Genomic DNA, 19,310 nt, shown 5'->3' on the forward strand with positions numbered 1-19,310 from the left:
TCAAGAACCTGAAACCCGACAGATTTTACTGTCGCATTTTTTGCAATAAACAAAAGGCGCAAAACCTGCACCAGCAATCTGCGGTTTAGGTTGGCGTTGATATGACTCCCATGTCGAACTTAATACGCCGAAACCTGCTCATTAATTAAGAGCATACTTATGTGTGGGTGAGTTAACGCATTAGATGAAGCAAGGAATAAAGGGGCTGGTTAAATTTCCGATCCAGATAAAGATTGTGGTTACGTCAGTCATGTAATTACTCAATCGAAGAAATATTTTCCTCTGGGCTGTGCTTGTCCTGCGTTCGGTATATGGTAGTTAAAAGTAACTATTGACGACTTATTAACCATACTATAGGTTGTAAGTAGGTTGTTTGGTTACCCAATAAGATTGCCTAGCGACTATTGGGTAGTAATTTGATTCATTATTATAGATGTGAGGTTCTTATGTTTCAAACAAAGTTAAAGGAAAAAATTTTTTCATTAGAGGGATTACTTGGTGAGTCGCTATCTGTTATTAATTCTATTAAGGAGCATGTTGCGGTAATTGAGTTTACGCCTGATGGTACCATTATTGACGCTAATCAAAATTTTCTCGTTGTTGCCGGCTACAGTTTAGATGAAGTGGTTGGTCAGCATCATCGTGTCATGTGTCAAACAGAGTATGCTAATTCAGCAGAGTATAAAGATTTCTGGCCTTCACTGAAAGCTGGACAGCCGCAAATGGGAACATTTGAACGACGTAATAAAATTGGAGATACGGTATGGTTGGAAGCTACATACATCCCAATTAGTGTGGATGCAAAAGTGACAAAGGTTCTAAAAATTGCGTCCGATGTTACATCAAAAATTAATGACGCAATGGCTCAAGACGCTATCATTAATGCGTTACATTGCTCTCAAGCCATCATCGAATTTCTACCCAATGGCACTATCCTAACAGCGAACGGAAACTTTATCCAAACCGTTGGCTATTCACTACAGCAAATTACTGGTCAGCATCATCGTATGTTTTGCGAAGATGAGTTTTACGAGGATAATCCGAACTTTTGGTCTGATTTAGAACAGGGTCAAATTAAAGCAGGTCAATTTCAGCGCAAAGGTGCTAACGGTGAAGAAATATGGCTAGAAGCGACTTATAACCCAATTTATGACAGCAACAAAAAAGTTGTAAAAGTTATCAAGTTCGCTAGTGATATTACTCAAAATGTTATTGAACAGCGGGCCATTAGTCAAGCGTCCGATGTTGCCTACAAAACCTCAATAGAGACTGTCACAGTGGCTAAAGAAGCGTCCAAATTGCTAGATTCATCGGTGAAAATCTCTAATGATATATCTGTTTCTGCTGGCGAAACCTCAGATAAAGTGACGAATCTAAATGAACAGTCCGAAAGTATTGCTTCTATTGTTTCTACTATCCAAGGAATTGCAGACCAAACTAATTTACTGGCGTTAAATGCGGCAATCGAAGCTGCTCGAGCTGGAGAGCAAGGAAGAGGGTTTGCTGTGGTGGCGGACGAAGTGCGGCAGTTAGCGTCACGCACAACTAAATCAACTGACGAAATAGCGGACGTTGTGTCAAATAATCGCCGTGTCACGACGAGCGTGCAAGAGGGCATGACAGAAGTGTCTGATTTATTAGCCAAGAGTAAAAATCAGATCACCGAGGCAAGTGCAGTTGTCGAAACGATTAAAGTTGGCGCGACTAACGTCTCTGAAACCGTTGCTAAGTTAAAAAAATAGATTGTTAAAGCCCCCTAAAGGCTTTGCGATCAGCAATTAATCCAACAAATCAAGCGCCGATAGGCGTTCTTTGGCAAGCGCGTATCTTGCGCGAACATCTTCGATTTGTGCTTCAGTTAATTTCTTACCAAGCGTGCGAAGACCGCCTGTGGCGTCGTTGTGGTGAATACCGAATGCAAATTTTAGGTATTCTAACAACAAAGGTTGCGCGTCTAAGTATGAAATAGGGTTCATAGCGCGAGAGATTTTGTTTGCTTGTGCCCATTCACCGTTATTGACGTATTCTTGCATCGTGACACTCGCTTTTGGGAATATACAACCAACACCAGTGATACCACCACATGCGCCAGCTAGACCCGCGTGAATAGTTACTGTATCTACGCCTGCTAGCACTTTTAATTCTTCGTTGTCTAGCGTCAGTGTTTCGATGACCGACACATCTGAGGTTGAGATTTTCAGTGCCGTTACTTCTGGTAGCTGTGCAAGTTTTCTAAGAAGTTCGATAGAAAGAGCGTGGTAACCGGCAGAGTCTGGGTTGTTGTAAGGCATGATAGTAATACCAGACTCACGCGCTGCTGATGCTGAAAGGGCATAGTAGTCATACATTTCTTCGTCAGACGGCGTTTCTTGCGTTTTTGGAGGCATAACCATGACCGTATCAACACCAACGGCCGCCAGTTCTTTAACGATTGTTGCTATTTCTTCTTTAGTTTCTGCCGCTGCGCCGCTAATTAGTGGTACATTAAATTCTTTAGCAACTTCAGAAAGCGCTGATAGTAAAGAAAGGCGTTGTTCAACGGTTAAGTAGCTGTTTTCGCCCAGTGTGCCAGAGCCAACTAGGCCGCCCATACGTGTTCCACCTTTACCTTGAACACGTAAGATATCAGCCGCATACTTTTGCGTAGCCGCTAAATCAATTTCTAAAGCGCCAGTGTCAGTCTCTTTTAGCCATGTAAAAACAGCTGGCATAACAGTGTAGCGCCAGTCTGTTGTATTTGTTGTTTCCATTGTATTCTCATTATCTAAATCGTATTGTATACAATATACTAGCAAGTGGGTTGCAGTTCAATTATCTTTATTAAGTCTGGGCTATTAAAGTCATTAGAAATAATTCTTGTGATTAAACTTCGTAATTTCCATTATCCTTTTGATAACAAGCTATCTAACCACCGACTCGGCAATATTCGTTTGAAGAATGCAAACATCTTTGTTGGCGTGGTTACACGATAACGAACCTTGGCCCGTTTAGCTTCCAACGAATGGATCAACGCTTTAGTCACCGCTGATGATGGTAATGTCATACTGCCACCAGGGTTTTCTGATGATAACCGCTTAATTTGCTCTTTATAGTCGGCTTCGTGAACACTGTCATCGACACTAATATATTGATTGAACGCTTGTAATGCATTGGCTCTAAACTGCGTATCAATAGGGCCGGGTTCAATGAGCGATACTTGGATATTAGCGTCTTTAAGTTCTAAACGCATGGTATCAGTTAACCCTTCTAAGGCATATTTTGAGGCGTTGTAAGCGCCGCGATATTTAAGCGACACAAAACCCAGCACTGAGCTACATTGAATAATTCTACCGTGGCCTTGCTGGCGCATGATGGGGATAATACGTTTAGTGAGCTCATGCCAACCAAACAAGTTGGTCTCGAACTGCGCACGTAATGCGTCAGTAGGCAAATCTTCAACCGCGCCCGGTTGTCCGTATGCGCCGTTGTTAAAGAGAAAGTCTAATTTACCGCCTGATTCAGTCAGTATTTTAACTAACGCAGCATCGATAGAGCCATAATCAGTGACATCTAACTGAAAAGCCGTCAAGCCCTTGGATATCAGCGTATCAACATCTTGCTGCTTTCTCGCTGTCGCTAATACCTGATAACCGCGTGCATGGAGTGTTAATGCCGCATCAAGGCCAATACCTGTCGAGCAGCCAGTAATAAGAATGGATTGTTGTGTCATAAAGGGATACTTAAATAATGAAAGTCGGCGGGGTGATAAAATAATTACTCTTGGCAGTATTGCTCATAAAGCGTTGCCAAAATGGCGCGAACACTATCGCTGGCAACACGATAATAGATAGTCTGTGCTTCGCGTCTGGTCGCAACGAGCTCTGCTTGACGCAGCGCACTTAAGTGTTGAGAAAGCGCCGATTGCGATAGGGGAACGATGTCATTGAGTTGCGTCACACTGCGTTCTTCATCCAATAAACTGCATAAAATCATTAGACGATTACGATTTGCCATCATTTTCAATACGGATTCAACGACCGCGGCTTTTTCTGCCATTAATTCTGGAGACATGAATAACCTTACTTAATACAACGATTAGGGCTCTATTTTAATAAAAGTATATCTCATTAAATTAGCCCTTGCTAATATAGATTGATACGATATTCTTACACCATATTACCTAAGGAACATCCACATGTTAAAGACTATTCCAGATTTAGTGGCAACGATTAAACCATCAATACGAATTATCACCGCAGAGACCGCTGCTCAGGAAATTTCAACCAATCGTGGTTTGCTTATTGATGTGCGAGAGCCTGCTGAATGTGAACAAATTGTCGCTGCCAACAGTGTTAATATTCCTCGTGGATTACTCGAAATGAAAATGTTAGCACTTGAAAAAGATGCTAAGCGCCCAATTTATTTACATTGCGCAAGTGGTGTAAGAGCAATCTTCGCGGCTGAACAACTTACCCGTGTCGGCTATGAAAACGTTACTGTGATTAGCTGCCCAATGCCAATTTTGTCTCAAACTGACTTTAACTAAAAAATTATTGGTTGTTACCTTGCAAGCCAAAACCGCTAAGGTACACTGTCGCCACGTAAGTTATATAGTTTAAAGATTAATGAGTCAGCTCCAACAACAAGCATTTATCGGATTAACCAATCCTAAAAGTCCAGACAATGTCGGCAGCGTTATGCGCGCTGCCGGCTGCTATAATGCCGACGGTGTTTTCTATACAGGTAAGCGCTTTGACGCCGCAATGAGCCGTGGGCAAAAGTTACATACCGACACCAAGAATGTTAGCCGCCGAATTCCATTAGCGGCGACTGAAAGCTTTAAAGAATCACTTCCTCAAGGCTGCGTTCCCGTCGCGATAGAGTTAGTAGAAGGCGCTACATCACTGGTTGATTTTAAACATCCCGACAATGCCTATTACATTTTTGGTCCTGAAGATAAATCACTCGATAAAGACGTGGTGGCATGGTGCGAACACGTTATCTATATTCCTACTGTAGGCTGCATGAACTTAGCAGCCACCGTTAACGTCGTGCTTTATGATCGCATGGCCAAATTAGGGCCGCTTGCACAAGGTGACGAACTGATTCGCACTTCTCGAGATACCAATAACAGACTTAAAGTAAAATAAACGGATCTATAATAATGAAAAAATACTGTCAGCACTAATGCTTACCAGCACCATGTTCGTCACTTTAACATCTTGCGCTTCAGACAAATTGTTCGTCGGCGAGATTAATCAAAGCAAGTTATTAACGTCTTTTGAAGAATTTAACGAAGAGTTTACGGGTTTAAGCATTGATGAAAAAGAAGTTGCTGCGCTAAAATCGATTAAAGAGCCTTTAGAAATTCATGTGCTATTTGGTACTTGGTGTCACGACAGTGTTCGTGAAGTTCCGCGTTTGCTAAAACTACTTGAACATGCAGCAAATAATAACATCACCACAAAACTGATTGCCGTTGATTATAAAAAGACAGCTGACGAAGTATATGATTTACAGTACACCCCAACTTTTATTGTTTATAGAAACAATCAAGAAGTAGGGCGTATCATTGAGCGACCAAAACAAAGTTTGGCGCAAGATATTATTGCTATGACAACCCCATAATTGTCATTATTGCTTCACGCACCGTTTTACTACCATTACATCGCCTTGGCGGCGCATCAAGCCGCCTAGCGATATATCAGATTTCGTTTTCGCAATCGTCGTTATTTTACTTTTGTGGTTGAACGACACCACAATGGCATCATCAAATTTAACCATCGAATAACTATTAGAGATTTCGTCAAAGTTACTCTCTGCTTTAAAACGCTTAGCAATCTTTCCCAGTGCTACTTGGTCCATGTCACACTCAATATTTTTGGCGGCTTTGTCTAATTCAGGCCAATTGGCGTAGCATCCAGCCAGACTTAACGTCAAAGCAATTAACACAATTTTTTTCATGATGTTTCCTCAGCAAAACCATTAACTTACTATAACGAAATACGGCTCAACTTTGCATAAAAAGTACGAAAATCTAGCACTTATTTTTGATTTCAAGTATGGTTGCGCTAATTAAATTAATTGGAATGAAAAAAATGTCAAAAGTCGTCATTTTAACGTTATTAGTTGCTGTTGTTGCTTGGTTCTTTTACCGCTCAGAGCAAGCCAAAAAAGCTGCTGTGGAGAATATCGCTGAAGGTAATGCATTTTTGACCAGCAATGGCCAAAAAGAAGGTGTAATTACTACTGAATCTGGTTTGCAATATCAAGTGTTAGAACAAGGTGAGGGCACTGACCACCCTGGCGCTCGCAGCAATGTGACCGTTCATTATCATGGTACGTTATTAAATGGCACGGTGTTCGACAGTTCAGTAGACCGTAATAAAACCATTTCATTTGGTCTAAACCAAGTTATTCCAGGTTGGACTGAAGGTGTTCAACTCATGGTAAAAGGTGAGAAAACACGTTTCTTTATTCCAGCTAATTTAGCGTACGGTAACCGTGACGCAGGAAAAATAAAGCCGGGTTCAACACTTATTTTTGATATTGAATTAATTGATTTTAAATAATGACTAACGTGTTGAAAAATAGCTGGTTTGGATACAAACTAGCCGTTAATCAAACAAAAGAATAATAAAATAGCGCCATGATGCCACAAATGTTAATGAGTTTATGACTCACCTCACACCCGGAAAAGTAATAGATTTACAACTGGGAGGGTTAAGTGGCGTCAGAATTAAACCCACTGTAATTGGCCTCGATATTGGTCGTTATTTACTGGAAGGGACACGCGGCGAATGTGTCTCGTTTTCAACGACTATTGAACATATTATAACAGTGCCAGAAAAGCTTCACTTTCTTAATTACCCGACGAAAATAGAAAATAGACAACTGCGTACTCATCAACGCGAAAAAACGCATTTACCTGCACAAATCTCGCAAAAATTAGTCAACGGTAAACTTGCGGGTACACTACTTGGCGGTTATATCGTCGATATATCACCACGCGGTTGTCAATTCTCCTTTAAACAAGAAGGTGGCAATTCAGCTGTTAAAAAAATGCCCAGTGCATATCGCGATAACATTGATGGGATATGACGAACCGTTGTTATACCAATTGCATTAAATATTTGCCCACTTGTACTTGTTAAAATTAACTAAAATGGCGTTACTCTCAATCCTAATAGCCAGCTATTAGTCAATCGAGCGCCTTGTTTTAGCTGATTTTCTCTACGCACAACAAGATCACTTACTTAATGCAATTGGTATTAGTTGACGCCCACGTCAAAAATCATCGTATTGAAAACGGACAAATTCTCGTCGCCATAATGTTTGACAGCAATAGCCTTGATAAAAGCGATGCCTTGTTAGATGAACTCTCAATCGACGCCGAATAAGTAACTAACACTCGACTATTTACTGACATAAAATGACAAAAAAGCGTTGGGAACCTTACAGTTAGGTGATAGAATTTATTTATCATTAACTGATGTTGGCACTGCCTAATCTCATGGAATTACTCTATTTTTCTGTTGCCTTTGTTTGTGGTTTTATAATCTTACAACTGCGGTTGCCTCCGCTTATTGGATTTTTAGCGGCGGGCTTTATTTTAAATGCCGCGGGCTATCAATCGACTCCTATTCTTGAACAGATTGCCGCACTGGGTGTAACGCTCTTATTGTTTTCAATTGGTCTCAAGCTCAAAGTTAAAAGCCTAACCAAGCCTTATGTTTGGGGCCCATCAACAATTCATCTCATTATTACGAGTTTATTGTTCAGTGGCATCATGCTTGGTTTTGGCGCCTTTGGTCTACCAATGTTTATTGATTTGAACTTCGAAACGGCATTATTGGTAGGCTTTGCACTAAGTTTCTCAAGCACGGTATTCGCCGTTAAAGTATTAGAGCAGCGCGGTGAAATGTCGAGTATTCACGGCAAACTATCTATCGGTATTTTGGTTATGCAAGATGTTTTTGCTGTGCTATTTCTCGCTATTAGTACTGGAAAAGTGCCAAATATTTGGGCGCTTGGTTTGCTTATTCTATTACCACTTTTACGTCCGTTACTTTATAAAATTCTCAATAAATCTGAACATGGTGAGTTACTGCCACTGTTTGGATTCTTCTTTGCACTGTTAGTTGGTTATCAAGCGTTCGAGTTTGCGGGTCTAAAAGGGGATCTTGGTGCACTTATTATTGGTATGATGTTCGCCTCCCACAAGAAAGCCGGTGAACTGGCAAAGTCGCTCCTTAATTTTAAAGATCTGATGCTTGTCGGCTTCTTCTTAACCATTGGACTCAACGCTCATTTATCAATGGAAGCAGCAATTGCAGCCTTACTTATTGTCTTAATATTGCCGTTAAAAGTCGCTTTGTATTATTTAATGACCAATATATTCAGATTACGCGCTCGTACTTCATTACTTAACTCGTTTACGCTATCTAACTTTAGTGAATTTGGTTTAATTGTGTGTGCACTTGCGGCAACCTCCGGTTGGATTTCTGGTGAATGGCTTGCGGTTATGGCCATTGCTGTATCGCTTACGTTTATTATTGCCTCGCCAATCAACACGCATTCGAATGAGCTTTATGTCAAAATTGAACATTGGCTACTTAAACATGAGCGCGCTGTACGTCTTGAAGTTGAACAACCGATGTCATTGTTTCAGGCCAAAATATTAATCTTTGGTATGGGGCGTATTGGCGCAGGTGCTTACGAAACCATCGCACAACGTTATCCAACTTCTGTTGCAGGTGTAGATATAAATTCAGACAGTGTCCGCCGTCATCAAGAAAGGGGCCGTCATGTCATCATGGCCGATGCAACCGATCCCGATTTTTGGACACGCGTTAATCATTCTCAAGTAGAAATGGTTATGTTGGCTATGCCAAAACATATTCAGAATCTCACAGCGCTTGAGCAGCTAAAAGCTGCTGGCTTTGATGGGCAAGTGTCTGCTATTGCAAATTATCCAGATCAGCAAATAGAATTAGACAAACTAGGTGTTCAAACAACCTATAACTTTTATTTAGAAGCGGGTAGTGGTTTTGGTGAGCACGTTACTGAAACACTATTCAAAAAAGAAGAGACATAACTTATTTGCTCAGAGCCAATATTAATATTGGCTCTGACTGGTAATCACCGTTGTGTTATTTAGTTTTCTATCATTGAATTTGATAGTTATCCGCTCGATAATCACTTTTAAAGTTAGGCTTAATAGCAAGCGCTTTAGCAAAAGTGGTTTGGGCTAACCTAATTTTCCCTTGCTCATAATATCCAAACGCTAAACTATCGTAAGCTTGCGGTGCTTTGGGAAACAGCGCAATAAGGTATTGAAACTGATCAAATGCTTGTTGCCATTGTTGCTTCTTAATCAGCGCCATCCCTAAATCATTAATCACCCGTCCAATAAAGCCAGTATATCCTTCCTTTTTATAGGCTGCCTGAAAAGCATTTTGATATTTTTCAATACCGTGCGCTTGATAAAACTTAATACCATTAATTGCATTAAATATTTGCCCACTTGTACTTGTTAAAATTAACTAAAATGGCGTTGCTCTCAATCCTAATAGCCAGCTATTAGTCAATCGAGCGCCTTGTTTTAGCTGATTTTCTCTACGCACAACAAGATCACTTACTTAATGCAATTGGTATAACGTTGTTATCATCGGTCACTAACACATTGCCGCGAAACCAATTAAGGTCAGTATATGACTTTACTAGATTGTCAGTATGTACTTTAATCTGAGAAATTGTTGCAGGGGAGGAGGGTTGTTGGGCATTGGCTTGATAAAAAGGCAAGCAAACCAATATTGTTGTTACTGCAGCGCGAAGAAGCATAGCATAGCAAATCCAATTGCAAGAATTAATGTTGGCAGGCTAACAAATCACTACCAACATTTCTACGCGCTTTCAGGCTAATTTGTAACGTAAAATTAGCTATCTTCTTTCTGTGCTGATTTATCTTCTGAAGGACGATTTTTTTCACACAAACCGATCAGAAAATTACGCAACATTTGGTCACCACAAGGCTTATATTGACGAGAGCCTGGCTTTCTGAAGAATGCGCTCATTTCTGACTTTGAAAATTTAAAATCAGCGATTTGCATAATTTCAGATAAATGCTCTTCACGCAGCTCTAATGCCACTCTAATTTTCTTCAGAATAAGATTATTGTTGATGCGCACTTTAGCATTTGATGGATCAGGGGCTTTCGCTGGATCTGCTGGACCACGTTTACTGATGATCAAGCCATCTAAAAATTGCTCTAAGACAACGTCACTACATTCAATAAAACCATCTTGCTGCTCACGTTTTAACAGGCCACTAATGGTGGTTGCCTTGATTGTTACATCAACAAGTTTAAACATCTCAACCATGCTTGCTTCACGCAAGTTGAGTGCATAACGTAAGCGACGTAGTACGAGGTTATTTATCATGGAATTTACTCTTTGAAAATTTAGCGCAAAATAGCACAATGGCTCTAGATTTAATATCTTTTTATCGTAAAGTCGTTAATCGGCACACTTAAATTTGTTTTGTGAGATCAAAAGCTAAGTAGCAATTGTAAAACGTGTTGAAAGCGCCTAAGATCGCCATTAATTTTTTAATTTAGAGCCTGTTATGACAAATCAACTTTACTTTGTTTTTGATTCACATTGTCCGTGGAGCTACGCCAGCTTGCCTTTGGTTAATGAAATTGCCAAAGCGTATCCTGATATGGAACTCCATCTATGGCACGCTGCACATTATGCAGGTAAAGACAGCCCAAGCAAGAACCTAATCGACGCTGTTAAAAGTGATTCTCTTGTGAAATTCTCAAAAGATTACGAAGCGAATTTAGGCCGTAAGAAGAACTCACAAATTGCGGCGAATGTCATGTCGTGGCTAACGAATAAACAGCCTCAACACGCGCTGAATGTACTTAATTCAATCATGCAGCAACATTTTGTTGAAAACAGTGACATGGATACGCCGTCAAACTTTGAAGACATTATGACAGAACTAAAACTGTTACCGCCTGCAAAAGCGTTCAAAGACAAGTTAAGTAATGATGCTCAGCAAATATTAGAAGATATTGGTGAGATCCAAGAACTTATCCGAATGCGTTCATTTCCGATTATGTTGCTAGCAATGGGCGATAACGCTGTATTACTCGACCATTCTCACTATCTAAAGCATCCAGCTAAGATTGTTGAAGCGGTTAAACTTGAACTAAACAAATAGAGTGCTTACAGCCAACTTATTGTTTTAACGATAAAATCTTATTGACAACTATTCCATTTAGCCCTATAAACGTAGCTACTACTATTGGTCTAAATGGAATTTTTAATGAAACTCATCCCAGTTATTACAGCCCTTGCTCTGAATTTATCGCTAGTATCGCACTATGTTAGTGCGCAAAGTGTATCTCCAGAAAATTCCACCACTTCAATTGCCGATCAGCTATCACTGAGTAACATACAGCATGAAAATTTAGTTCTACTAGGCCAAGTATGGGGATTTTTGAAATACCATCATCCTACTATTGCTTCAGGTAAATTAGATTGGGATAAACAGCTCATTGATTTTCTTCCCAAGTATCTCAGCTTAAGATCAACGGATGACCGCAACAGACTATTAACAGCATGGATAGATAAGCTCGGTCCAGTTGCAATTTGTTTCAACTGTCAAAAGACAGCAGATAATGCTGTTATCAAACCAGACCAACAATGGTTTCATGAAGAAAGTATTTCAACAGAGTTGCGCATGCAATTGGCTAATATTTACCAAAACCGACATCAAGGTTCGCAACATTACGTTCTAACTTCTGACGTTGGTGGTCCTACATTTTCCAATGAAAAGCCTTATAAAAAAGATGTCTACCCTGATCCTGCTCACAGACTCATTGCTCTCTATCGCTATTGGAATATGATTCACTATTTCTTTCCACATAAAGATATTATGGACACCGACTGGAATAGGGCACTTGGTAATCATTTATCTGACATATACCTAGCTGAAACAGGCGAGCAATATCAATTCGCGCTAGCTAAGCTAATCACTGACATTGGTGATGGACATGCATTTTTAGCCGGCTTGTTCGCATTTCAAAGTGCCAAAGGAATAAACTTTCCACGATTTAAAACTGAAATAATCAATAACAAGCTTATCGTAACTAACTTTTACGATAACGAACTGAAAACACTGCCTAAGTTAGAGATCGGAGATGAGCTTATTGCAATTAACGGCGCTACAATTTCGGATATGATTAACGAACGAAGACCATATATCCCGTCGTCTACTGAACAAGGGCTATTGAGACGTGTTGCTGTTGACCTAGTTCGTTCTGATGAAAAGCAACTATCCGTAGAATATATCCGAAATGGACAAAAACATAGTGTTGTAGTTCCACTCTATAGTATTGAGGACTCTGGCATATTTAGTCCACCTAGAAACGAATCCATCGGTTATAAAGTGCTCGAAAACAATATCGGGTACATCGACTTATCAAATATCACACAGGATGAAATCGAAACCATAAAATCAGAACTTGGCGATACAAAAGCGCTTATTATTGATATTCGTGGTTATCCGAAAGATTTTGTATTACATAGCCTAGGAGGCTGGCTTGTTGACAAGAAAATTCCATTTGCACGGTTCACCGCGTTTAACATCAATAATCCCGGTGAGATAAAGCAATACGTAACCGATTATCTAAAACCAATTGATAAACATTACAAAAATCATGTCGTTGTTTTAGTAAATGAAAATTCTATTAGCAGCTCAGAATATACGGCCATGGCATTCCGAGCGACGAATCGCGCTACAATTATTGGACGTCCAACTGATGGCAGTGACGGTGATGTCTCAATAATAAAATTACCTGGTAATATTACGACCGCCATTTCAGGTCTAGGTGTATTTTATCCAAACGGAGAACCAACTCAACGAATTGGCATTATTCCTGATGTGATTGTCGAACAAACTGTTGCTGGCATAAAAGATGGCCAAGATGAAGTACTCAACGCTGCACTAAAATATGTTTCAGACAAGTTGTAAGAAAAATTTGGAATTAGCGCTTTAAAGATACAAAATTTAGGTGATGCTACGTGAAATCTGTAAGGTTAAGTCCCACAGAACATTGCAAAAATCACGTAGCGTCGCGCAAATAACAATCGGAAAATGAAGTATCCTACATTTATTCAGTAACTTACGAAGGTTATTAGGAAACTGTATAGCACGTAGAAACCATCAAAAATAGAAAGGTTGTAAGGTTTATGAAACATCTAGCGTCGATAGCATTGTTAATATCAGCAACATTCAGTTATCCCGTTGTAGCAAACGACGCATATACCGTTTATTTAGTCAGACACGCTGATATAGACATCAGTGACAAAACTAATCGAAATCCATCGCTGACATATTGCGGACAACAACGTGCTGACCAATTAGCAACGATGCTTGAACATATTCAATTAAGCACGGTTTATTCGACAGACTATAAGCGAACTCAAGCAACAGCGAAACCAGTAGCACAATCAAAGACACTGGCCATCACATCTTATGATCCAAGAGCGTTAGAAGTCCTAACTAAAGAAATCAGATCACGCAAATCGAACGCATTAGTTGTTGGCCATAACAGCACAACTAATGCAGTGGCTGGTAACTTAGCGGGAATTGAATTGCCGATTGTAGACCATGAAGAGTACGACAGACTTTATCAAGTAACGATAACCAGCAGCGGAGCTAGGTTACAAATCTTAAACCAAGGTTTTGATCAGTCATGATAAGTAAGCCTCTATTACGTACAACACTAATATGCGCATAATCTATATTATGTTAAATAGGATTTCTTTGATTGCTATACCTAGATTGCACGAGAGTAATCTAAGACAGATATCTACCCTCAAATTGACACAGCGCGCTTTATCTAATGTCCAATACTTAAGAGTATTGGACATTAGGCAGTGCTAGCTTTTATAATGCGTTCTTTATTTGTGATTTATCTTTCATGCCATCTACACTTATTGTCACGCCACTAATCGATACCTTCGATAATCTTAAAACTCAACGCCGACTCCTAAATGATGATGAGCTTCAATATGAGTATCCAGACTTAGCTAGTTTTTTGAATAAAACGAATCGTAATGTTCACGCTGCCAATAAAGAACTCTCTTTTGTGATGGAATTTCTTTATATAATGGGACGTAAATCTAACGGCACCTACTTACGTTTTAGAAATGAAATTGAGCGTTGGTGCTTATTCTGTTGGCAACATAATGACAAAGGCATTTTCGAAGTTACTCGTAAAGACATTGAAGCTTACATTGATTTTGTTTATCAGCCAGATAAAGCGTGGATTGGTACGTCTGTACAACAACGCTTCATTGTTAAAAATGGCCAATCAGTTTCAAACTCAAAATGGCGTCCATTTGTCGCAAAATTAGCAAAATCCTTAACGAAGAAAAATCCGCTTCAAGCTGCACAGCCTGACGCTTATCGACCGTCACAAGAATCGTTAGTTTCAACCTTTACTGCGCTTAGCGTGTTGTATCAACACGCCCAAATGGAAGAAGTTTGCGACAAAAATTACGTGCCAGTCGTCAAGAAAAGCTGTCCTTATCTCATTAAACAAGTGCAGCGAAAAACACCAGATACCCTAAGCCAATTACAATGGGAATATGTATTGGGCATCACCAAAGACGCTTGTGAAGAATCACCAAAATTTGAGCGTAACTTGTTTGTGATCGCCACGCTAAAAAGCTTGTATCTTAGAGTTTCTGAGCTATCTGAACACGCTAAATGGTCACCACGCATGTCAGATTTTTCAGTAGATAACGACGGCTTTTGGTATCTAACCGTATTTGGTAAAGGCAATAAAATCCGTGATGTGACCGTACCGCCAGCATACATGCCCTATTTAAAACGCTATCGATTATCACGCGGGTTGTCATCACTGCCCTCGCCCGATGAAGATTCATCGATGCTCAATAAACTACGTGGCAGTGGTAATTTAACCGCCCGCCAAATTCGCCGCATCGTCGAAGAAAGCTTTGATTTAGCGATAAAGGCGCTGCAAAGAGATGGATTTGAAGACGACGCCAACTACCTAATGGCCGCCACAACCCATTGGTTACGCCATACCGGCGCAACCGAAGATGCTGGCAGTCGCCCGCTTAAGCACCTCGCAGATGAACTAGGTCACGCCTCGTCAGAGACGACTGATAAGAATTATATTCAGAGTAATATCAAAGACAGAGCGCGGTCTGGCCAAGGTCGGAAAGTTTAATAAAAACAGGCGTGTATCGATTTACTTTCCTCTGTATGATACGAACTCAACATGCGCTTTAGCCACATTATTAATTTGAGGCTAAAGCATCTTCAAAGTACTTTAACGCCCTTTACAGTCGTCAAGCATCACGTAAAGGAAACAAAATGTCTATTAGTGTTCCAGTGTTTGTTAAACGCGGCCTGATAGACGCCAACGAGAAAGAGTTATTTAATGAGTACCGAAGTATGAGAGATGAAAACCAATCTTCAGAGATCGTAATTAATAGCAAAATTGCAATCGAATTATATTTAAAAGGCCGTGACTGTTGGAATTCGTGGTTTAAAATGGCGGAGCAATGTAAAGTCAGTTTCTCTAACGTCGATTTTAGTAAGCTTCTTAAAGAAGAAAAGTTAACTAGAATCGACTTTTCAGGATTTACTTTTCCAAATGGTGGCGTTGATTTTTCCTTCACAATATTTGACGGCGCTGACGTCCTATTCGAAGACACTAATTTTGGAACTGGGGATATTTCTTTTTTTGGTGCGGAAATTACAAGTTCAAACAAAGTAAGTTTTGAAGGGGCTATATTTGACGGCGGATATGTAGACTTTTCACAGTCAAAGTTTACAGCTAAGAACGTGTCATTTTATAACGCTCGTTTTGGTTCTGGAAATATAAGATTTGATAATTTTCAATGCCGAAATGACGAACAATCCAACGCTGCTTTTAGAATGACTCCCAAATATTTTAACGCAAGTCTATTGTCTTTTGATGATGCGCTTTTTAGTCGCGTAAATATTTACGTGAAGTTATGCCATTCTGGGGATGGACACTTTACTTTTTCAAATGTTGCTTTAGAAAAAGGAGGATTATTATTAGAACGTTGTCAAATGGGTAATGGCATAAAAAATTTCAACTTTACAGACTTTTCTAAATCTTCTTTCATAGTTGCATATTCACAATTCAATGATGGTAACGTTAGCTTTAAATCCTGTAGATTTCGTCAATCTCAACCAATTTTTCGCGATGTATCTTTTGGGGATGGTGATATATCGATGACAGGCGCTAATTTTGATATTCCATACTTAGATTTTGGAAGTGTCAATTTTGGCAATGGAATTATAGATTTTAATAATGTGCATTTTAACGAAGGTTCTGTAATTTTCTCAAACGCAATATTTGGGAATTCAACTGTTTCTTTCCAACATGTAAACTTTAAGAGCGGTCTATTACTATCCTCTCTTCAAGGTAGTGAAAAGATATCAGAGATTAGTTTTAGGCACTCTTGTTTTAACAGTGGATTTGACTTAGATGACAATAAATTCAACTGTGTAATCGACTTGACAAGTACATCGCTTTCTCATCATGTATCACTTGAACAAGTTAAATTTGTTCCTAAATTTCATAAGACACCAAAATTTCCTAGTCTATATAAGTTCTTCAACGAACAAAAAAACTGGCTACCAAACAAAGTAAACAAGTGGATAGCGGATCATATGTTTTTTGATGTCATAAAGGATCCGCATGATGTCGAACGACTCTGCCGTTTAAAAGAATTGGCAGCTGACAATCAAGATTATTTGCAAGTGCTAAATTTTCACGCTGATGAGCTTAGGGCACGACGCACACTTTTCAAAGTCACAAAATTCAAAGCTGGACTAGATCATCTTTATCAAATATTTTCAGATTATGGTCGAAGTGTCTTGAGGCCAAGCATATGGCTTATTTGTTCGTGGTTTTTTTTCGCTTGTATCTATTTCAATATGTCTGATGTGAATCATTTTCAGCTTGAAGTCGGCGATAAACTAATCGCTGCTCTTTCTTACTCTGGTGGATACACCGTCCCATTATTACCTGATGGGAGGTTTTCTCGACTCGAAGGACTAGAATTGCTTTTCGATGGTAAAGCTAGTGGATGCCTTCATTTAGCTAATTTTCTTCAAGGCTTGTTTTCGACAGGTTTCATTTTCTTAATTGGCCTTGGGCTGAGAAATCGATTCCGAATTTAGGGCTGAACCGCGTGTCTAGCAAGGTTACACGCGGTTTCATTGAAACTATTGAAAGTGTTATTAATTCGTTACAAATCAATTTAATAAGCGAGTTGAATAATGACTTATTAACAGATTATATTGTCCGATTACAAACTTACTGGAAATCAACGTCACGCCCATGAAAAACCTGATAAAGCCAATCGTTCTATTTGCTCTCACGTCAATCGTCAGTGTTTCGAGTGCTACAACAATTAGAGCCATAGTCGATGATGCCCATAAAAACGACGCATTTAACGGCGCGGTGCTGGTTATTGACGGTAATAAAGAACAGTTTAAATCGGTGTATGGTTTTGAAAGTGGTAGTCGAACCGCCCCGTTAACGCTGGAGCATCGTTTTAGCATTGGCTCAATCTCTAAAGAATTTCCTGCTGCTGTCATTCAGCAGCTCGTGACAAAAAAGGAATTTAACCAAGTTCTTAAAGAGCGCGTGTTTATTCCAAATATGATGAAGAATGCTGTTAATAGCTTATCAAGGTTGCAGTTCGCTTTGGAACTACTTGATGGAGACTGGCCCTCGCTCTGCAACAAATACGTCGGAGGATTATCAATCTTATCGGCACAGTTCTAATCTACAATGCTCTTTTGTTCTACGTACTAATGGCGATACCGGAAATCGTAACAATGCGCAACTGGGCGTGCTCTATAATTCAACCACTGGCGATGTTTCGGCTTGTGGTAACTTAATTGGTACTAGTTGTTAATCAATTTCGCTTCGGTAATGTTAGGAGTCAAAAGCGTCTTCCTTGATCATTATCCTATGACTGTAATTTTGGTTATTTGTTGTTTAAAAAATAACCACGTAAAATATTAATTTTTAAAGATTTAAGATATAAACACTTCGTCTAATAGATTGATTTTTAATTTTAGTGATTAAAAGCGAATAGTTGCACATCTTTCATGCTAGCTAACTTGGTACTTAGGGGATTTTGACCTCACAATCATGACTTTTAGATACACATTCGATGCATTATAGCTATTTCGCACTAGTCTTTCGTTCATCCTTGACTGCGTAATATTTAGCCGCTAAATTAAAAGCATGTCGAATTTCAAGGATCATTATGGCTAAGTCAATTTTGGTAATTTCAGATGGACATGAAACAAGTAATTGTTCGTTAAAAAAGGCACGTGACATCGCAGGCCCACTTGGGGAAAAAATCGAAGTCGTCCGTTTTATTAAGACAGATAATACTAACGCTGTTGATAGTGCTGCACTTGCTGCACAAACATCTGAGCTTAATCAAGCAATTACCGAAATATTTGCTGATTATGAACAACACGAAATCATTGAGAGTCAGATCATTGTTACTGACGACATTGTCAACTGGGTTTTAAATTACTGTGACGGTAAAGATTTCGATTTGATCCTAAAAGCTGGCCACCGCTCAGAAACATTCTTTCATACGCCTTGCGACTGGGAATTAATTCGCAGACTTAAAATCCCCGTATTAATCGCAAGTCAACAGCGCTGGCGCAATAAGCACAATGTTTTAGCGGCTATCAATCCATCACCCAAAGACGCGGCTCATCGTCAATTAAATTCTACCATTTTCCATTGGAGCAAAAAGTGGGCAGACACCTTTGGTGCATCCTTACACGTTGTTTACTGCCTGCCCGTATCAAAAATATTGAAAGAATTAGATATTGTTGATTTGGAAGAATATGCTAAAAATCATCGTCAAGAAGGTGAAGACAAGCTTGACACCCTACTTCAAGAACATGGTATTAGCGACGCTAACATTCATATCACCGCAGGGTCTCCAGATAGGACGATTCCTCATTGCGCCAACGAAATTAAAGCAGAACTCGTTGTTATGGGAAGTACCGGACGAAGTGGGCTTAAAAGCATGATTTTTGGTAACGTTACTGAAAAGGTTATGCATAATTTAAGAACCGACTCACTCAGCATCGAACTTCAAGACTTGTAGTTTCAATTCAAATTTATTTAAAAAATCCCTTATAGAAAAAAGATAAGGGGCTGTCCGGCTATAAAACGTGTTGCCGAATTTAGGCATTGACGACGTAAG

21 protein-coding genes and 1 pseudogene are annotated in these 19,310 nt (G+C 39.6%); 16 read left to right on the top strand and 6 right to left on the bottom strand.

The genetic code is table 11. The annotated features are described in order from the left end of the window. Positions 1-446: 446 nt before the first annotated feature. Positions 447-1,211: pseudogene (locus ACMAZF_RS09645) on the top strand (PAS domain-containing protein); the annotation flags it as partial. Positions 1,212-1,364: 153 nt separating this feature from the next. Continuing rightward, positions 1,365-1,742 (top strand): methyl-accepting chemotaxis protein, encoded by a 378-nt coding sequence (locus tag ACMAZF_RS09650; RefSeq protein WP_435277220.1) that lies wholly within the window; start codon positions 1,365-1,367, stop codon positions 1,740-1,742. Between the two features lie 36 nt (positions 1,743-1,778). On the opposite strand, the gene ACMAZF_RS09655 is transcribed toward ACMAZF_RS09650, so the two are convergent. From ACMAZF_RS09655 to ACMAZF_RS09665, 3 genes are all read right to left on the bottom strand, one after another. Then, a complete protein-coding gene (locus tag ACMAZF_RS09655; RefSeq protein ID WP_435277133.1) occupies positions 1,779-2,750 on the bottom strand; it encodes a dihydrodipicolinate synthase family protein in 972 nt (323 codons plus the stop codon). Between the two features lie 131 nt (positions 2,751-2,881). Beyond that, positions 2,882-3,709, bottom strand: coding sequence for an SDR family oxidoreductase (locus ACMAZF_RS09660; protein WP_435277134.1), 828 nt, complete (start codon positions 3,707-3,709; stop codon positions 2,882-2,884). Between the two features lie 44 nt (positions 3,710-3,753). Further along, positions 3,754-4,050, bottom strand: coding sequence for an ArsR/SmtB family transcription factor (locus ACMAZF_RS09665; RefSeq protein WP_435277135.1), 297 nt, complete (start codon positions 4,048-4,050; stop codon positions 3,754-3,756). 124 nt (positions 4,051-4,174) lie between these two features. Between ACMAZF_RS09665 and ACMAZF_RS09670 the strand changes: the two genes are divergently transcribed. The 3 genes from ACMAZF_RS09670 to ACMAZF_RS09680 all read left to right on the top strand — a co-directional run bounded on the left by ACMAZF_RS09670 (position 4,175) and on the right by ACMAZF_RS09680 (position 5,607). Further along, complete coding sequence (locus tag ACMAZF_RS09670) at positions 4,175-4,525, top strand: rhodanese-like domain-containing protein (RefSeq protein ID WP_435277136.1); 351 nt, start codon at positions 4,175-4,177, stop codon at positions 4,523-4,525. A 79-nt stretch (positions 4,526-4,604) separates the two neighbouring features. Continuing rightward, on the top strand, positions 4,605-5,129 hold the full coding sequence (locus tag ACMAZF_RS09675; RefSeq protein WP_435277137.1) for an RNA methyltransferase: 525 nt from the start codon (positions 4,605-4,607) through the stop codon (positions 5,127-5,129). Positions 5,130-5,181: 52 nt separating this feature from the next. Continuing rightward, positions 5,182-5,607 carry a thioredoxin family protein gene (locus tag ACMAZF_RS09680; RefSeq protein WP_435277138.1) on the top strand — a complete coding sequence of 142 codons (426 nt, stop codon included), beginning with the start codon at positions 5,182-5,184 and terminating at the stop codon, positions 5,605-5,607. Between the two features lie 6 nt (positions 5,608-5,613). Here the strand turns inward: ACMAZF_RS09680 and ACMAZF_RS09685 are convergent, their stop codons facing one another. Further along, entirely contained in the window at positions 5,614-5,943 is a 330-nt protein-coding gene (locus ACMAZF_RS09685) for a hypothetical protein (RefSeq protein WP_435277139.1), read from the bottom strand. Positions 5,944-6,077: 134 nt separating this feature from the next. Between ACMAZF_RS09685 and ACMAZF_RS09690 the strand changes: the two genes are divergently transcribed. The 4 genes from ACMAZF_RS09690 (at position 6,078) to ACMAZF_RS09705 (ending at position 9,076) form a co-directional block, all read left to right on the top strand. Continuing rightward, complete coding sequence (locus ACMAZF_RS09690; RefSeq protein WP_435277140.1) at positions 6,078-6,551, top strand: FKBP-type peptidyl-prolyl cis-trans isomerase; 474 nt, start codon at positions 6,078-6,080, stop codon at positions 6,549-6,551. 103 nt (positions 6,552-6,654) lie between these two features. Next, on the top strand, positions 6,655-7,080 hold the full coding sequence (locus tag ACMAZF_RS09695) for a hypothetical protein (RefSeq protein ID WP_435277141.1): 426 nt from the start codon (positions 6,655-6,657) through the stop codon (positions 7,078-7,080). A gap of 158 nt (positions 7,081-7,238) precedes the next feature. Continuing rightward, positions 7,239-7,379 (top strand): hypothetical protein, encoded by a 141-nt coding sequence (locus ACMAZF_RS09700; protein WP_435277142.1) that lies wholly within the window; start codon positions 7,239-7,241, stop codon positions 7,377-7,379. Positions 7,380-7,492: 113 nt separating this feature from the next. Continuing rightward, positions 7,493-9,076 carry a cation:proton antiporter domain-containing protein gene (locus ACMAZF_RS09705; RefSeq protein WP_435277143.1) on the top strand — a complete coding sequence of 528 codons (1,584 nt, stop codon included), beginning with the start codon at positions 7,493-7,495 and terminating at the stop codon, positions 9,074-9,076. Positions 9,077-9,146: 70 nt separating this feature from the next. On the opposite strand, the gene ACMAZF_RS09710 is transcribed toward ACMAZF_RS09705, so the two are convergent. Together ACMAZF_RS09710 and ACMAZF_RS09715 are read right to left on the bottom strand one after the other, a co-directional pair. Next, positions 9,147-9,383 (bottom strand): hypothetical protein, encoded by a 237-nt coding sequence (locus ACMAZF_RS09710; RefSeq protein ID WP_435277144.1) that lies wholly within the window; start codon positions 9,381-9,383, stop codon positions 9,147-9,149. Positions 9,384-9,917: 534 nt separating this feature from the next. Further along, on the bottom strand, positions 9,918-10,421 hold the full coding sequence (locus tag ACMAZF_RS09715; RefSeq protein WP_435277145.1) for a DUF1456 family protein: 504 nt from the start codon (positions 10,419-10,421) through the stop codon (positions 9,918-9,920). A 184-nt stretch (positions 10,422-10,605) separates the two neighbouring features. On the opposite strand from ACMAZF_RS09715, the gene ACMAZF_RS09720 reads away from it, so the two are divergent. From ACMAZF_RS09720 to ACMAZF_RS09750, 7 genes are all read left to right on the top strand, one after another. Then, positions 10,606-11,208: a protein-disulfide isomerase gene (locus ACMAZF_RS09720; protein WP_435277146.1), complete on the top strand. Its 603-nt coding sequence runs from the start codon at positions 10,606-10,608 to the stop codon at positions 11,206-11,208. Positions 11,209-11,313: 105 nt separating this feature from the next. After that, positions 11,314-13,023 (top strand): S41 family peptidase, encoded by a 1,710-nt coding sequence (locus tag ACMAZF_RS09725; RefSeq protein ID WP_435273670.1) that lies wholly within the window; start codon positions 11,314-11,316, stop codon positions 13,021-13,023. A gap of 218 nt (positions 13,024-13,241) precedes the next feature. Continuing rightward, positions 13,242-13,751: a phosphoglycerate mutase family protein gene (locus ACMAZF_RS09730; protein WP_435273671.1), complete on the top strand. Its 510-nt coding sequence runs from the start codon at positions 13,242-13,244 to the stop codon at positions 13,749-13,751. 239 nt (positions 13,752-13,990) lie between these two features. Beyond that, positions 13,991-15,253: a tyrosine-type recombinase/integrase gene (locus ACMAZF_RS09735; protein ID WP_435277221.1), complete on the top strand. Its 1,263-nt coding sequence runs from the start codon at positions 13,991-13,993 to the stop codon at positions 15,251-15,253. Positions 15,254-15,399: 146 nt separating this feature from the next. Next, complete coding sequence (locus tag ACMAZF_RS09740) at positions 15,400-17,244, top strand: hypothetical protein (protein ID WP_435273672.1); 1,845 nt, start codon at positions 15,400-15,402, stop codon at positions 17,242-17,244. 160 nt (positions 17,245-17,404) lie between these two features. Next, positions 17,405-17,854, top strand: a complete 450-nt coding sequence (locus tag ACMAZF_RS09745; RefSeq protein ID WP_435273673.1) for a serine hydrolase — start codon at positions 17,405-17,407, stop codon at positions 17,852-17,854. Positions 17,855-18,344: 490 nt separating this feature from the next. Further along, positions 18,345-19,211 (top strand): universal stress protein, encoded by an 867-nt coding sequence (locus ACMAZF_RS09750; protein WP_435273674.1) that lies wholly within the window; start codon positions 18,345-18,347, stop codon positions 19,209-19,211. Positions 19,212-19,310: the final 99 nt, after the last annotated feature.

It is taken from the genome of Psychrobium sp. nBUS_13 (assembly GCF_051201665.1).
Lineage (GTDB): Bacteria > Pseudomonadota > Gammaproteobacteria > Enterobacterales > Psychrobiaceae > Psychrobium.

Coding starts and splice junctions, on each gene's coding strand:
- ACMAZF_RS09725 (WP_435273670.1), top strand. CDS start 11,314: ATGAAACTCATCCCAGTTATTACAGCCCTTGCTCTGAATTTATCGCTA.
- ACMAZF_RS09700 (WP_435277142.1), top strand. CDS start 7,239: ATGCAATTGGTATTAGTTGACGCCCACGTCAAAAATCATCGTATTGAA.
- ACMAZF_RS09705 (WP_435277143.1), top strand. CDS start 7,493: ATGGAATTACTCTATTTTTCTGTTGCCTTTGTTTGTGGTTTTATAATC.
- ACMAZF_RS09715 (WP_435277145.1), bottom strand. CDS start 10,421: ATGATAAATAACCTCGTACTACGTCGCTTACGTTATGCACTCAACTTG.
- ACMAZF_RS09745 (WP_435273673.1), top strand. CDS start 17,405: ATGAAAAACCTGATAAAGCCAATCGTTCTATTTGCTCTCACGTCAATC.
- ACMAZF_RS09695 (WP_435277141.1), top strand. CDS start 6,655: ATGACTCACCTCACACCCGGAAAAGTAATAGATTTACAACTGGGAGGG.
- ACMAZF_RS09740 (WP_435273672.1), top strand. CDS start 15,400: ATGTCTATTAGTGTTCCAGTGTTTGTTAAACGCGGCCTGATAGACGCC.
- ACMAZF_RS09720 (WP_435277146.1), top strand. CDS start 10,606: ATGACAAATCAACTTTACTTTGTTTTTGATTCACATTGTCCGTGGAGC.
- ACMAZF_RS09685 (WP_435277139.1), bottom strand. CDS start 5,943: ATGAAAAAAATTGTGTTAATTGCTTTGACGTTAAGTCTGGCTGGATGC.
- ACMAZF_RS09660 (WP_435277134.1), bottom strand. CDS start 3,709: ATGACACAACAATCCATTCTTATTACTGGCTGCTCGACAGGTATTGGC.
- ACMAZF_RS09690 (WP_435277140.1), top strand. CDS start 6,078: ATGTCAAAAGTCGTCATTTTAACGTTATTAGTTGCTGTTGTTGCTTGG.
- ACMAZF_RS09675 (WP_435277137.1), top strand. CDS start 4,605: ATGAGTCAGCTCCAACAACAAGCATTTATCGGATTAACCAATCCTAAA.
- ACMAZF_RS09730 (WP_435273671.1), top strand. CDS start 13,242: ATGAAACATCTAGCGTCGATAGCATTGTTAATATCAGCAACATTCAGT.
- ACMAZF_RS09750 (WP_435273674.1), top strand. CDS start 18,345: ATGGCTAAGTCAATTTTGGTAATTTCAGATGGACATGAAACAAGTAAT.
- ACMAZF_RS09670 (WP_435277136.1), top strand. CDS start 4,175: ATGTTAAAGACTATTCCAGATTTAGTGGCAACGATTAAACCATCAATA.
- ACMAZF_RS09655 (WP_435277133.1), bottom strand. CDS start 2,750: ATGGAAACAACAAATACAACAGACTGGCGCTACACTGTTATGCCAGCT.
- ACMAZF_RS09665 (WP_435277135.1), bottom strand. CDS start 4,050: ATGTCTCCAGAATTAATGGCAGAAAAAGCCGCGGTCGTTGAATCCGTA.
- ACMAZF_RS09680 (WP_435277138.1), top strand. CDS start 5,182: ATGTTCGTCACTTTAACATCTTGCGCTTCAGACAAATTGTTCGTCGGC.